General features: G+C 65.5%; 11 protein-coding genes and 1 pseudogene. 7 read left to right on the forward strand and 5 right to left on the reverse strand.

The window, feature by feature from the left end; all coding sequences use genetic code 11:
* Positions 1-47 precede the first annotated feature (47 nt).
* Both ABZW96_RS13525 and ABZW96_RS13530 read left to right on the forward strand, forming a co-directional pair.
* On the forward strand, positions 48-716 hold the full coding sequence (locus ABZW96_RS13525; protein ID WP_355074317.1) for a TetR family transcriptional regulator: 669 nt from the start codon (positions 48-50) through the stop codon (positions 714-716).
* Between the two features lie 270 nt (positions 717-986).
* Positions 987-2,513 carry an amidase gene (locus ABZW96_RS13530; RefSeq protein ID WP_355074318.1) on the forward strand — a complete coding sequence of 509 codons (1,527 nt, stop codon included), beginning with the start codon at positions 987-989 and terminating at the stop codon, positions 2,511-2,513.
* Between the two features lie 728 nt (positions 2,514-3,241).
* Here ABZW96_RS13530 and ABZW96_RS13535 read toward each other — a convergent pair.
* Positions 3,242-3,604 (reverse strand): DoxX family protein, encoded by a 363-nt coding sequence (locus tag ABZW96_RS13535; protein WP_355074320.1) that lies wholly within the window; start codon positions 3,602-3,604, stop codon positions 3,242-3,244.
* A 59-nt stretch (positions 3,605-3,663) separates the two neighbouring features.
* Positions 3,664-4,134: a cupin domain-containing protein gene (locus ABZW96_RS13540; RefSeq protein WP_355074322.1), complete on the reverse strand. Its 471-nt coding sequence runs from the start codon at positions 4,132-4,134 to the stop codon at positions 3,664-3,666.
* An 80-nt stretch (positions 4,135-4,214) separates the two neighbouring features.
* Here ABZW96_RS13540 and ABZW96_RS13545 point away from each other — a divergent pair, with 80 nt between their 5' ends.
* Complete coding sequence (locus tag ABZW96_RS13545; RefSeq protein ID WP_355074323.1) at positions 4,215-5,081, forward strand: LysR family transcriptional regulator; 867 nt, start codon at positions 4,215-4,217, stop codon at positions 5,079-5,081.
* Between the two features lie 929 nt (positions 5,082-6,010).
* Positions 6,011-6,625 (forward strand): annotated as a pseudogene (locus tag ABZW96_RS13550) (alpha/beta hydrolase); the annotation flags it as partial.
* 190 nt (positions 6,626-6,815) lie between these two features.
* Here ABZW96_RS13550 and ABZW96_RS13555 read toward each other — a convergent pair.
* Positions 6,816-7,841 (reverse strand): DMT family transporter, encoded by a 1,026-nt coding sequence (locus ABZW96_RS13555; protein ID WP_355074325.1) that lies wholly within the window; start codon positions 7,839-7,841, stop codon positions 6,816-6,818.
* Positions 7,842-7,999: 158 nt separating this feature from the next.
* On the opposite strand from ABZW96_RS13555, the gene ABZW96_RS13560 reads away from it, so the two are divergent.
* Complete coding sequence (locus tag ABZW96_RS13560; RefSeq protein ID WP_355074327.1) at positions 8,000-8,452, forward strand: Lrp/AsnC family transcriptional regulator; 453 nt, start codon at positions 8,000-8,002, stop codon at positions 8,450-8,452.
* A 130-nt stretch (positions 8,453-8,582) separates the two neighbouring features.
* Here the strand turns inward: ABZW96_RS13560 and ABZW96_RS13565 are convergent, their stop codons facing one another.
* Together ABZW96_RS13565 and ABZW96_RS13570 are read right to left on the reverse strand one after the other, a co-directional pair.
* Positions 8,583-9,821, reverse strand: a complete 1,239-nt coding sequence (locus ABZW96_RS13565) for an MFS transporter (RefSeq protein WP_355074328.1) — start codon at positions 9,819-9,821, stop codon at positions 8,583-8,585.
* The gene (locus ABZW96_RS13570; RefSeq protein WP_355074330.1) at positions 9,814-11,604 is read right to left on the reverse strand and encodes an HEXXH motif domain-containing protein; all 1,791 of its coding nucleotides are present in this window, start codon (positions 11,602-11,604) and stop codon (positions 9,814-9,816) included. The genes ABZW96_RS13565 and ABZW96_RS13570 overlap by 8 nt, the downstream gene beginning before the upstream one ends.
* Positions 11,605-13,070: 1,466 nt before the next feature.
* Between ABZW96_RS13570 and ABZW96_RS13575 the strand changes: the two genes are divergently transcribed.
* Both ABZW96_RS13575 and ABZW96_RS13580 read left to right on the forward strand, forming a co-directional pair.
* On the forward strand, positions 13,071-13,223 hold the full coding sequence (locus ABZW96_RS13575; protein ID WP_354957206.1) for a hypothetical protein: 153 nt from the start codon (positions 13,071-13,073) through the stop codon (positions 13,221-13,223).
* A 67-nt stretch (positions 13,224-13,290) separates the two neighbouring features.
* On the forward strand, positions 13,291-14,529 hold the full coding sequence (locus ABZW96_RS13580) for an FxsB family cyclophane-forming radical SAM/SPASM peptide maturase (protein WP_355074332.1): 1,239 nt from the start codon (positions 13,291-13,293) through the stop codon (positions 14,527-14,529).
* Positions 14,530-14,531 lie beyond the last annotated feature (2 nt).

Below are 14,531 nucleotides of genomic sequence, written 5' to 3' on the forward strand. Positions count from 1 at the left end.
TGCATCCGACTGGTTGAACCAGTCACCCGAACGCGTAACCTGTTCGCATGGCCCGCAGCACGGATCCGACGCCCGAAGTCCCGGCCCGCCGTCCGCGCCGCGCCCCCAGCGCGGACGAGCGCCGCCGCGACGCGGAGCGCTCCCGTCAGGCTCTGCTCGATGCGGCCCTGGATGAGTTCTCCGCAAAGGGCTTCGACGGTGCGCGGGTCCAGGACATCGCCGCTCGCGCGGGGGTGAACAAACAGCTCATCGCCTACTACTTCGGCGGCAAGGAAAACCTCTATCAAGAGATTCAACGGCACTGGCCGGAGGCCGAGGCCGAGCGTGCCGATCCGGCACTCCCCCTCGACGAGACCGCCGCCCGTTACCTCACCGCCGCGCTGGCGGACCCACGCCCGGCCCGCCTGGTCATCTGGCGCGGGTTGACCGGGGGCGGCACCGAATCCGACTACATCGACGACGCCACGGTCATCGACACCGATCTGGCCAACCTCCGCCGAGCAAAGGAGCGCGGCCAGATAGCCCCGGAGCTGGATCCCGCGTTCGTCCGCATGGCCGTCATGAGCATGGTTTTGGCGCCCCTGATGCTCCCCGAGGCCGCCCTGCGAGCCACCGGAAAGACTCCCGGGTCACCGGAATTCGAGGAGTACTATCGCACTCAACTCCGCGCCCTTATCCGCCGCCTCGGCACGGCCGAATCACCGGAAGGGGCCTGATCCGGGCTCTTCCTGGGCGCGGCGACGCTCGGGCCAATCTCGGTATCGGTGTTTTCCGGCGGTTTCTCTCAGTCGGTTTGTGCGTTAGGCCAGAGGTCGGCGGAAGTGATTACGAACGCGTTGACCGCGGATGAGCATATGAGACATACATCCCGTTGCCCGGCGCGGCATTCTTATGCCCCGCGCTCATGGAGTTGGCCCGCTGCCGACGCTGTGACCTGGGGTGGAATTCCCGGCGATGGCAGAACGAGCGCATGACTTCACCGGTGCATGGTGTCCGCTCGACTTTCCATTGCGCGAAGCGGCATTTTATGTCCTGTCCGGCAGGCCGATACCGTCGGATTCATGGATTGGAGTTTTCAGTCGGTGGAAGAACTCGCGGCCGCCTTGCATGCTGGTGAAGTGACATCGGTGGAACTGACCGACGAGGCGATCGCGCGTATCGAGCGCGACGACAAGGCGATCAACGCGATCTGCGTACCGGATTTCGATAATGCGCGGGCCGCCGCAAGCGCTGCCGACCAGGCGCGCGCCCGCGGCGAGGATCGGCCGCTGCTCGGTATTCCGGTGACGGTCAAGGAGTCCTACGACATCGCCGGACTGCCCACGACCTGGGGCATGCCGCAGTACAAGGATTATGTGCCTGCCGAGGACGCGGTACAGGTGTCGCGGCTGAAGGCCGCCGGCGCGGTGCTGCTCGGAAAGACCAATGTGCCGTTGACGCTGCGAGATATCCAAAGCTTCAACGAGATCTACGGAACCACCAACAACCCGTGGAACCACAGCCGCACGTCGGGTGGGTCGTCCGGCGGTTCCGCGGCGGCCCTGGCGTCCGGATTCGGCGCGCTGTCCATCGGCTCCGACCTCGCCGGTTCGCTGCGCACCCCCGCGCATTTCTGCGGCATCTACGCGCACAAGCCGACACTCGGACTGGTGGCGTCCCGCGGTATGGTCGCGCCGCCGGCGCCGGCATTGCCGGTCGATCTCGACCTCGCTGTTGTCGGTCCGATGGCGCGCACCGCCCGCGACCTCACGCTCCTGCTCGACGTGATGGCCGGACCGGACCCGCTGACCTACGGCGTCGCCTACGACGTCGCACTGCCGCCCGCGCGCCACGAACGGCTGGCCGACTTCCGTGTCCTGATCATCGAGGAACATCCGCTCATTCCGACCGGATCGGCGGTGCGGGCGGGCGTGAACCGGGTCGCCGAGGCCCTCGTCGACGAGGGCGCCTGCGTCGAACGGCACAGCCCGCTGCTGCCTGATCCGATCGAAGCGGCGACGCTTTATATGCAGCTGATGCTGTCGAACGCCGCCGCGGGTCTTCCCCTCGACGTGTACCGACAGCTGCGGACCCAAGCCGCCGCACTGAGCGCGGACGACCGGAGCCTCGATGCGGCGCGGCTGCGCGGCATGGTGCTCAGCCACCGCGACTGGGTCGAGGCGAACAACCGTCGCGAACTCCACCGCCACGGCTGGCGGCAGCTGTTCGCCGCGTTCGATGCCGTGGTGTGCCCCATCACGCCTACTCCCGCGTTCCCGCACGACCACGACGGAGGTCTGGAGGACCGGCACATCGACATCGACGGCGTCGAGTACCCGTACTTCGACCAGCTCGTCTGGGCCGGTATGGCCACCATGCCCGGCCTGCCCGCCACCGCCATACCCGCGGGCCGCTCACCCGAGGGCCTGCCGGTGGGAGTGCAGCTCATCGGTCCGATGTTCGAGGACCGCACCCCGCTGCGGCTGGCCGAGCTGCTCGAGCAGAAGATCGGCGGCTTCCAGGCACCGAAGTAGGGTGCACTGCCGGGTGCCGGTCGAGCGGATGACGAACAAACAGTGTGAGGCGAAACCAAGTACGGGGGTTCGCACTTTCGACTCCTCGGGCCATCCGGTTCACACCGGCATGGCCCCCGCGCGTCCCGCGCGAGACATAGTGAATCAGCGGGTATAGGAACTTCGCGCGGGCCGGTCGAGTTCGTACCCCGGATTCCCGGCCGGGTGAACCGCGACGGATCAGAGCGGCCCGGGCTGAGGAGAGTGGCGGGTGGGCTCTTCTGCCCGAGATTGCGTAGCTGCCCAGCTGGCGAGGAGTTTGAGCCGGTCTTCGGGTGCGGTGGCCGGGTTCGGCGGTGTACGTGATCAGGTTCGAGCAAGGGGCGCTGACCGGCAGGTACAGCTCGGCCCATCCGTTGCCGGAGGGCAGCAGCCGGGCGGCCGTGTACAACGGCATCCTCCCCCAGCTGCAGTCGCTGACGGACCGGATGGGGGCGATCGGCGAGGACCGAGGCGCGTCCGCCGCCGACGTCGCCACCGCCTGGGCCATCGCCAAGGGACCACCCCGATCATCGGGGTCACGAAGGCGGATTACATCGACGGGTTGGTCCGAGCTCACGGCATCGAACTCGCCGACGAGGAGATCGCGGAGCTGGAGGCGCTGGCGGACGCTGCGGACGTCGACACGCGCGGCAGCTGGGAACACGACATGTAGGGCGGTGCGAAGCCGACTCCGAGATAATCTCGCATCACACCCAGATGGTTGCGAGCCAAACGGTCACGACGGCCATGAGAAGAAGGGTGATGTTGAGGGCGACTTTGTGGTCTACGCCGGTCAGATGGACGGGGATAGCACCGAGTTGCAGAAGTACGAACCCGATGGCCGCGGCGACGGCGAGCCCAGGCGTCAGGCCGGTCAGAGGTGGAAGGATCAGCCCGAGTGCGCCGAGTACTTCGAGTGCGCCGACGGTCCGGATCACGGACAGTGGTATGCGGTCCACCCAGGACATCATGGGCCGGAGTTGATCCCGGCTTCGGGTGATCTTCAGCCCGCCTGCGTAGAGGTAGAAGAGGGCGAGCAGACCGGCAGTGATCCAGAATGCGATGTTCACGATTCCATCCAGAGGTGTCATGTGCGGGCCGAGGCGAAAGCGCCCCGGCCCGCTGGGGTTCAGGCGAAGTCGGTGGCGTAGTGGCTCATCACCTCGATGTTCACCTGCGGTGTCAGTCCCCGGCTGTCGGCGACCATGTCCTGGAGGTCGCGGAAGTACTGCACGTACAGGTCGGGGGTGAAGGTGCTGAGCATGACGGCTGGTCGATCGGTGATGTTGGCGAAGGTGTGCGGGGTGCCGGGTGGGACCATCACGAGCGTGCCCGCTGTCACGTCGTAGTCGGTGTGGCCGACGGTGAACCGCAGCGCGCCGGAGATGATGTAGAACCCTTCGTCGTGCTGGGCGTGCCGGTGCTGCGGTGGTCCGGGCGTGTGTGGGGGAACGATGGATTCGGCGATACCGAGGCGGTGCGCGGTGTTGCTGCCGTCCTCGAGGACGCGCATCCGCGTGGCGCCCAGGATGATCAGCTCTCCCTCGCCCGGGCCCACCACCGAAACGGTTGTGCCGGAGTTGTTTTTGTCGTCTGACATGTTTCGATTGCACCGCCGAGTTGTCGTGGGCGTCCAAGACCTGTTCTGCGATGCCGATACCGGACGGGTATCGTGCCAGCGTGGAGCTGCGTATGCTGCGCTACTTCGTAGCTGTTGCCGAGGAACGCCATTTCGGTCGCGCCGCCGCCCGGCTGCACATGAGCCAGCCGCCCCTGAGCCGCGCCATCCGGCAATTGGAGTCGGAAGTCGGTGCGCCCCTGTTCGACAGGTCGCCCACGGGCATCGGCCTCACCCGGGTCGGGATGGTGCTGCTCGACGAGGCGCGCGCCCTGCTCGATCAGGCCGAGCGCGCCACCGTGCGGGTCGCCGCCGCGGCCGGAACCGCGAATCTCACCGTCGGCATCCTGGGCGACGGCACCGACCCCGGTGTCACCAGGCTTGCCGCGGCCTACCGCCACAAGCATCCCGAGGTCGACATCCGCATCCGCGACACCGATCTCACCGACCCCACCTGCGGACTGCGGGCGGGCCTGGTCGACGTCGCAGTGACCCGGGCCCCGTTCGACGACACCGCCCTGACCGCGCATGAACTGCGTGCCGACCCGGTCGGGGCCGTCTTGCGCGCCGACGATCCACTGGCCCGCCGCGACCACCTGACGCTGGCCGACCTGGCCGGCCGCCGCTGGTTCCAGTTCCCCGACGGCACCGATCCCACCTGGCAGACCTATTGGAACGGGGGCCGGACACGCGAAGGTCCGGTAGTGCGGGTCGTTCAGGAATGTGTGCAGGCCGTGCTCTGGAACGGCACCGTCGGCATCACCCCGCTCGGGCACAGTGTGCCAGAGGGACTGGGCACGGTCCCACTGATCGACATGGCACCGAGCAGAGTGGTGGTTGCCTGGAATGAAGGTGACACCAACCCCCTGATCCGATCGTTCGTGCAGATAGCCACGATCGCATACCTCGATCCCCCGCCTCGGCAGTGAAGGCGACCCGGTCCACGAGCCGGATGGAAAGCTCGGCGCGAGACGCACTCAATCGGCTACTCGAGCGGATGTTCTGCGCCACAGCCGATCACCGAGTCAATCGATCGACCGGCGGCATCTCAGTGCGTTCGACGGGGTGCGCCGTCGTTTTCCGAACTCGGGCGTAAAGACTCACCCGTGGGATCAGGGGACTTGTCAATACGGCGCGCACCCAGCCCAGGCAATCTGGGACGCTGTCCTGGCGCGGCCGCGCCGCGCAGCCCATAACCGGCCGAATGTTGCAGAACGTGGCGCATCGAATGTGAGAAGCAGCGCGACGAAATTGCCCTTGCCTCGCAGGTGTCGCACCGGAATACGCCGGCCGACTCGGATTGTCGCCGCCGACGCGGTGTATCGGTGACGATCTCGTGGTCGCCGCTTCGCCTCTTGGCAGATGACAGCTGTGAATCCTTTCGGGCCCCCGGCATCTCCTATACGCGGGGACGACCATTCAGACCCGAAGAGGCAGTGGACGTGTGTCCGAACAGCACGCCTACGCCCATCGCAGCACATCCACTCAGTCCATCCCGCAACCGCGAGGAGCCCGCATGTCCGCCCACCATCCACTGCAGCCAACTCCGGCAACACCCGGCAGCGGGCCGATGCCCCACCGTGGGCGACCCGTCTCGCGATGCTCGGTGCCCGCCTCGGCCGTCGTGGCCGCACTGGCAACCAGCATGCTGCTGGTCGCGCCCACCGCCGCTGACGCCGCCCCTACGGCCCGCCCGCCTGCCCATACCGACATCGAGTCGACAACGGCCGATCACTTCGACCGGTCGCCGTCGCTGACGGCACCCACGCACGTCGTCACCGTCGCGGGGCTGCCGATCGCCTACCGCAGCTTCGGACATGGACCAACCTTGCTGCTGACCCCATGTCTCGGACTCAGCATGGACGACTGGGATCCGGCACTGCTCGACCGCCTCGCCATGACCAATCACGTCGTCATCTTCGACTCCGACGGCGTGGGACGAACCCCGGCCGGCTCTTCGGCCATCTCGACTGTCCCTCAGCTCTCCGATCAGGCTTCAGCCCTCATCCAGGCACTCCACCTGGACCGCCCCACCGTGGTGGGCTTCTCCCTCGGCGGATTCGTCGCGCAACGCATGGCCGTGGACCATCCCGATGACGTCGGCGCCCTGGTCCTGATGGGAACCGGCCCCGGCGGAACACAGCAGGTGCTGCCCGATCCGCCCAGTCTGGTCCGAGGCCTGCCCGCGTTCGACCCGCTTGCGCCTGCCGACCAGGTCATTCCACTGTATTTCAGCGGCCACCCCGACGCTCTGTCAGCGTGGCGTCGACGAACAGGCTTGCGCCTCAACAGGATCGGGACGAACCTCACCGGACTCAACCGTCAACGCGCCGCGATGACCGACTGGCTCATCAACCCCACCACCAACGTCATCAGCAGCTTGCCGGCCCTGCAGCTGCCCACCCTCATCTTGGGCGCGGAGAACGACGAGCAAGAACCCGCCGCCAACTCCATCGTGCTACATCGCTACATCAACGGTTCGGAATTGCTGATCTACCCCGGGCTCGGTCACGCGTTCCCCTTCGAAGCACCAGGCGCGTTGCCGAGGACATCGCTCGGTTCACTCGGTAGCTCGGCGTCGAGGTCCGACGAGGCAGGGAGTCACGGACATTCGGGCACAGTCGACCGAGCAGGACGCGATCGTGATCTTGAAGCCCACTCCCCTACCGATTCAGGCGCATCCTCTCGTCGATCACTGACGGGGCCGAATCCGACGACGACTCGACCGCAACCCTGCAGGACGAACTCGTTCGCACGCACTCGGTGGCCGGGTCGGTTCGGGGAACTGCGACTTTCCCGGCGGGCGAGCGGTGCTCGACCGATCCGAGTGTCACCCCGGCGATGATGATGACCCCACCGAAGACTTGCGCCGGCCGGACCGTCTCCGCATTGATCACCACGGCACCGAGCACACCGAACACCGGCACCAGGTTGAGGATGTTCACCGCGACGCTCGAGGCCATCCGGCGCAGGCCGTAGTTGTAGAGCAGGAAGGCGCCGACGGAACATGCGACGGCCAGATACACGAGCAGCGCCGAGGCCGTGGCGTCGGGTACCCGCCAATGCTTCAACTCCGGTAGCGAGGCGAACAGGAAGCCGGCGGCGCCGGCCATGGTCTGGTAGTAGGTGAGGGTCACCGCGTCCTGCCCGTGCCCCGCATACTTGCCCAGCATGTTGTACCCGGCCCACACCAGTCCGCCGAGCAACAGCAGAATGTCGCCGGACCAGCGACCGCTGCCTCCAACATCCGCCCCGTTGTGAACGACGAGGAAAGCCCCCAGGGTAGCCAGCAGCACACCGCCGACCCGGAGCGGCGGCATTCTGCTCCGAAAGACCACCAGCTCCAAAAGCATGGTCATCAATGGGTAGGTGGCCACGATCAACGAGGCGTCGGAGGCGGTCGACAGCTCGACGCCGATGTTCTCCAGCACGAAGTAGGCCGTAATGCCCAGCAACCCACTGAGGTAGATCAGCCGCCGCCGACGGGCATCCGGTCTGACGGCCGGGTTGCGGCGCAAGAACATGATGATCCCGAGCAGTACCGCGGCGAGCGTGAAACGGATGGCCCCGATGCTCAGCGGGCCGACGTCCGTCAGCACCAGTTTGGTTACCGCGTACGAGCTGCTCCACAACAGCGCGGCCATTACGACCGAACAGATCGCCAAGACTTCGGCCTGCCGCTCATCCACTTCCCGTGCTCCTTACCGTCCAAAAACTTCTGATCTCTGTTCGTCCGCTTCATCGGAGGCGAATTATGAACGGAGATATGGCAATCAACGTAGCAATCAGCCGGGCAGCCTGGCAGTATGTCCGAATTAGATTCGGAGTTTTACCAGAGAGACGGAATATGGATGAACTAGATTCGGCGTTACTTCGGCTTCTGCAGTTGGACGGTCGGCGCACCAACCGGGACATGGCCCAGGAGTTGGGCATCGCACCCTCGACCTGCTTGGAGCGGATTCGCTCCCTCCGTGAGCGCGGCGTGCTGCTGGGATACCACGCCGAGGTAGACCTCGCGTCGCTCGGCCGGGGACTGCAGGCGATCATCGCCGTACGGATACGACCGCCTACACGTGCGGTCATCGAACAGTTCCAAGCCTTCGTAACGCGAATGCCCGAGGTGATCGAAATCTTCACGCTGACAGGCACCGACGACTTCCTCCTTCATGTGGCCGTTCGCGACACCGACCATCTGCACTCGGTGGTCTTGGACAAGCTGACCGAGCGAAAGGAACTCGCAGACGTACGCACCTCAGTGGTCTACGGACACCTACGGAAGAACGTCGTCGAGCCGATTTGAAGCCTCCCGCTCGCCCCTCGCTGGTCGGCGGCGCGGTCGGCTCGGCATCGAGAGCAGACAGCAGAATCTCATCATGGATCGCGCTGCCCGAGCGGCACTGCTGCCCCACTGGGACGAGCAGGCTCGCGCCTCAGGAATCGGGTGATGTCAGCGCAAGTGGTAGATCGCGAGAGCGGGTGGTGCGAGTACTTGCGTATGCGGCGAGTGTGAACATGGCCGTGAGTGCCAACCATCGCGTGGCGACGGCGCCAACTGTGGACAACAGATAGCCCGCCCCGAGCGCGCCGAGCGCGACCGCGCCGTCGCAGAACAGTGCCATCGTCGCGACCGCGCGACCGAGGGTCTGTTCGGGGATCACATCGAGCCGGGATATCGTCAACGCGACGTTGCTGACGACCCCCACGCCGCCGATGCCACACCAACACGCGGCCAGCACAAACGGATCGGCGCTGAGCGCCATTGGAACGAGCAGCGCCGTCCATGCCCACAGCGCGCCCCGATAGACATTCCGAGGAGGGAAGCGAGTGGTGAGCCGTGCTGCCGCGGCGGCGCCCAGTACTCCGCCGACGCCCGCGGCGCCGAGCACCACGCCGACGGTCCACGCGGGACCGCCGCCGTTCTTCAGTTCCACCAATATCAGCAGCAAGACGAGCTGAATGACGATATTCGACAGTCCGATCATCGCCGTCGACGTCCGCAGGAAAGGTTCGGTCCAAACGACACGGAAGCCGTCGGCGATCGTACGCCGGACCGAATGACGGTCGGGCTCGGCGGCTTTCTGCGGTGCTGTCGAGTCCGGATGGATCAGCAACAGTGCGACGAGGCAGTAGAGATACGACACGGCGTCGGCGATGAACGGCAGCCAGCGGGCCACGCCGTAGACCGCCGCACCTGCTGCTCGTCCGACCAGGATGGCGATCGGTTGCTCGGCCTCGAGGAACGAGAACGCGGCGGGTCGCTGTGCGTGTGACACCACGTCGCGGATCGCGCCCAGCTCACTGAGGCCGACGAAGACGTAGACACTGCCCTCGATGAACGCCGTGACACCGACTATCAGCGCGAGGCTCGAGAGCTCGGCAGCGACCGCTCCGGCAGCCAGGCAGGCCGCGATAAACCCGGTGATCTGGCATATCACCAGGGTCCGGATCCGGTTGGAATAGTCCGCGACGATGCCTGCCGGGATCTGGAAGATCAGACTCGGCAGGTTCAACGCGAAACCGACCCATCCCGCCGCGGCGGGCGAGCCGGTCACCGCGAGAACCAGCATCGGATAGGCGATTCGGACGCCGTGGAAGCCCACCAGCGATGTCGCGTTTCCGGACCACAGCAGCAGGAAGTTCCGGTTGGCGTGGATTCCCGATCTACCCATGAGTGCGCGGATACCTCGACAACCACCGCACCAGATCGACGATCTCGACACCTTCGGCATCCGCCAGCAGTACCTGGCACAGGTGGGCGGCGACCTCGGCCCTGTCATCGAGAACGCTGAAGTCATCGTCCGGGTGGAGCTTCGGCAACGCCAGCGCCAAGCCCGCCCACAACTGTGGCCGGAGCGGGTCGACGCGCAGTTCCTCGGTGTACAGCGCGACCGCCGCAGCCATGTCACCCGCCAGATAGGCCCGGTCGCCGCGCGGCTGCTCGGGGATCGACAGAGCTTCGGCCGCGGCGTGGTCCAGCAGCTTCAGCTGCGCTGGAAGGTGCAGGCGGCGATGATCGTTCGGCACGGTGCCCTGGTCCACCTGATCCGCGGGCGGCAGGCCGTCGGGCCGTGGCGCCCGCGCGATCCAGCGCACGGCCAGCTCGGCGATGCCGGCGACGTCCGGTGTCAGGTTCCGCACCTGCCAAAACGTCCGATGCGCTATCGCCACCTCGGACGCGGCGACCCTGACCGCCGTGGGCACGTCCTCCTCTCCCCACGGGCGCATTTCAGCGCTGAGCGCGTTCAGGAATTGCGAACCCGCCTCCGTGAGCAGACTCGAGGTCGATGCCTGCGCCACGGCACCTTCCACCTGTAGACGCCACAATTCGAAATCGACATTCGCTTCCATCGATCGGTGGCAGTCGGCGTGACGATGTATTCGCCAGAAGTCGGTGACTCCGAAGAATGCGTAGATCCCGTGCAGCAGGCCCATGATCGGACGCGGGTCGTCGCGCCACGGCGCGTAGAAGCGGCACACCGAGTCGGGATCGAACAGCACGATCTGATCGGTCAGCAGCGTGAACTTCGTGTGCTGGACCTCATGGATCAGCGTGAGCGCCAGCTGGCATGGGTCCGTGGGGGCCGTGGTATAGACGCAGCCGACTCCGTTGAATGCGGTGTGGCTCGTGCTCGCCGCGAGTGGTTGTGCACTCAGCGGCGCCAAAGACTGCAAGCAACTGCGCATCGGCACGAGGTACCGGTCGAAGTCTCGGCGCAGTAGTTCCCAGGCCGCCGCGAAATCCTGTTGCCATGTGCCGGCTTGGGCGGTCGTGAGCCGTGGTGGCTGCTGCCCGTCCAGCAAGTATCGGAACGGGTCCAGGTCGTCGAGGAACACCTCCCGTTCCGCATCCGCCCCCCGCAATCGCCGCAGCGGCAGCCAGGCGGGATCGGACTCGTCATCCTGGGACGGGACCAGAACTGTGCTGGTTCCCCGGGTGAAGCGCAGCGCGCCGTCCCGTGTCCAGTGCAGTTCGCAGTGCCCGTTGTCCTCGGCAGGGCCGAGCTCGGCCCTGCCGATCCCGGGCAACATCACCACGCCGTTCCGCACTACGAGGTTGATGGAACCTCCGGGCAAACAGGCGATGGAGCCTGCCGCGGCGAGCCAGCCCAGGTAGCCACAGTCGGCCCACAGTGGGGTCGGCGCGTCGTCGGGCTCGGCATGGAGGCGCTGCAGGACCTGGGCGAGCCACGGGCCGACGTGCGGGTACGACAACAGCGTAGCGACCTCGGCCGGATGGGATCGTTGCAATTCGGCCAGCGTCTGGTAGGCAAGGGAAAGTCCTGCGGCGTCGGCAATTTCCGGCCGCGACGTGGTTTCGGCGATGAGAGTGCGCAGCAGGATCAGCCGCATCAACAGCGCGCCTTCGGTCAGCGTCGCGATAGCAGGCTCGGTTCCGTATCCGGAACTCGAGCTGGCCGTGACATCGTCGATCCCGGTGACTGTCGTTGGCATATGGGTGTCCCGTCGCTAGGTGTCAATGGCAGAGTCGAAGTCCGTACCGACACGAGATCACGGCAAATCGAATGGGCGTGAGTCCAGCGAATTCCGATGTCGGATGTCCGCCGAGCAGAAGATCGATGATGTCACCGAAGAATCGCACGCCGGTTTCCAAGGTAGCCGGGTCGCATCCAATCCCGCCGCGGACCAGAAGGGTTGCTCCCGGAAATGTCCTATCGATACAGGCAACGGCGCCATCTCTTGCTCCGTCCACCTGCGTGAACGACCACGGGTAGTATTGCACCAGACCACCTGTGGTCAATTTCTATATCGCGGGACTACTTACCATCAACTGCGCCGCTCCTGTCGGGCGGGTACGGCAAGATGCTCCACGAGATACCTCCTTCTTTCACTCCCGTGTACGGACAGTGAAATTGCCGATCGCGCAGTCGGATAATCGACCGTTCTGGGAGATTACCTTCGCTGGACGACATGCCATCGGCCCCGTTGGCTGAAGTCTATTGCAAGACAATGGGATTCCTGACAATCGAAACTCCCATGGTTGGGAATCGGGAGTATCCGGAGAGCATCGGCGAACGCGGCACGGCAGCGAGTGCCCTGATCCAAGGGAAGGGATCCGGCTGGGGCACGGTGACCGGTGCGATCAAGGATATGGGTGGGGTCTACCAGGACATTCGCACGTGCAGTTGGTCGCGGCATAGACGCCCGCATATGGCGGACCCGAACCGGGCGTGGCGAAGGCGCTGGACATCGCGGCGAGTGCGACCGTGACGGCCAAGGTCGCGGAGTTGGCAGACCTTGCCCGCCATGGCGGCGAGTTACGTCACTGTGACGGCCGCGTCGGTTGCTATTTCGGTGTTATCGGCGACTTTCGGAGCCGCCTTGGCCACGGTGACACGAAAGTTGTGCAGCGCCATGAGCAGACCGCGACCTTCGAGGTGGAACCGGCGGATTTGGTTGCGCGAGATGATCGGGGGCGCACTCGCGGACTTGGCCCCACAGAATTGACGGCTACCCATCAACCTGCACACCGTGCCGCTGCGCGGGCATTCGGCAGGAATTGCCGCCAGTTGGCGAATTGTCCGTAATGGGCGGTATGCGACTTTCTGTCGAACTGGGCCGGTTCACGCTTGCACGCATCTTTGCAGCGAAGCGGGTTCGAGTTGAAAGCGACATCAAGAGCTGACCCAACGGCCCCCTGCAAATCTGAGCTCCATACGACCTCGCACTCGCCCATCACCGTGAATAGCTGTTGCGCGAGTGCGAGATGTCCTTCCCAACAACGGGGACAGGCGTGAGCGATCGTACGTTCCACGCGATTAAGATCACTCTCGGGACGACAATCGTCACCCATTGGTAGATATCCCGTTCACTTGTCGGCATTGTCGAGCCGATCAATTCTTGCAACGCCTGGCAATTTGCCGCGCCGTTACGGGAATACAGAAAAGGAGGTCCCGTAAATGGGAAGACTCGATGAACTCGCGGCACTCAACACGGAAGAGCTGGCCACCCACTGCACTCCGGCCATGCGAGCCGCCCTCGAGCGCTACGCCAAGGGTTCGCAGGACAGGGCCCCCGGCGGATTCAAGTCGTTCATCAACCCCACCAAGTGATCACGCGGCCACGGGCGACTCGGTAGCAGCGCGCCCGTGGCCGTTCTCGCAGCTCGAGGGAGCGAATATGGAGTCCGGCCCGGTGCCGTTGGGCGTACCCGTGGTGCAAACGTCCTGGCCCGCAATTGGATTGGATGTCGAAGGACTGCGCCGCCGTGGCTGGGAGCCGCTGCCGTTCACGGAATTCGTTGTCAAGATCCACAGCCGTTGCAACCTGGCCTGCGACTACTGCTACGTCTACGAGATGGCCGATCAGAGCTGGCGCGATCAACCGAAGACCATGAGCCGCAGGGTTTTCGACGAGGCCCTTCAGATGATCGCCGATCATGCTCGCCGCTTCCAGCTGCCCGCGGTGGATCTTGTGTTCCACGGTGGCGAACCGCTGCTGGTCGGACATCGCGATCTCGAATACTTCGCCCGGTCGGCGCGCGAATCACTGGAGCCGATCACCGAGGTGCGGCTGGGCGTGCAGACCAATGGCGTGCTGCTCGACCTGGAGTTCTTGCGCATCTGCGCGCGCTGGAATGTTCGCGTAGGAGTCAGCCTCGACGGCGACGAGAGCGGTAACGACAGGCATCGCCGGGATCGGCGGGGCGCCGGGAGCTACACGCGCGTCGCGGCCGGGATCACGCAACTGACTGCGGACGAGAACCGGCACCTGTTCGCCGGCCTGCTCTGCACCATCGATGTGGCCAACGACCCGGTGCGGACCTACGAAGCGTTGCTGGCCTGTCGACCCCCGGCGGTCGATTTTCTGCTTCCGCACGGCACTTGGACGACGCCACCACCGGCGCGGACCGCCGACCACACCGCTACCCCCTACGCCGACTGGCTCATTTCGGTGTTCGATCGCTGGTTCCGGGCTCCGGAGCTGGAGACCCGGGTCAGGATCTTCGACGACATCATCGACCTGCTGCTGGGCGGCTCCGTGACATCCGAATTACTCGGGCTGGCCCCCATACAGCTGGCCGTGATCGAAACCGACGGCACTCTGGAGCAGGTCGACGAGTTGAAGTCGGCCTTCGCTGGGGCCACCAAGTTGCGCACCGCGAACGTGGGCAATCCGCTCGACCTCGCACTGCTGGAACCCGCGATCGTCGCTCGTCAGATCGGCGCGGATGCCCTGAGTGAAACTTGCCGGGCATGTTCGATCCACAGCGTCTGCGGCGGCGGGCACTACGTGCACCGGTATCGCGCCGATAACGGCTTCCGCAATCCCTCCGTGTATTGCGCGGACCTGACGAAGCTGATCCACCACATCGGAGCGCGGGTCCGCACCGACCTCGCCGCCGCCGCAGATCACTGACG

Origin of the sequence: Nocardia sp. NPDC004168 (assembly GCF_040610355.1) — a bacterium.
Taxonomy (GTDB): domain Bacteria; phylum Actinomycetota; class Actinomycetes; order Mycobacteriales; family Mycobacteriaceae; genus Nocardia; species Nocardia sichangensis.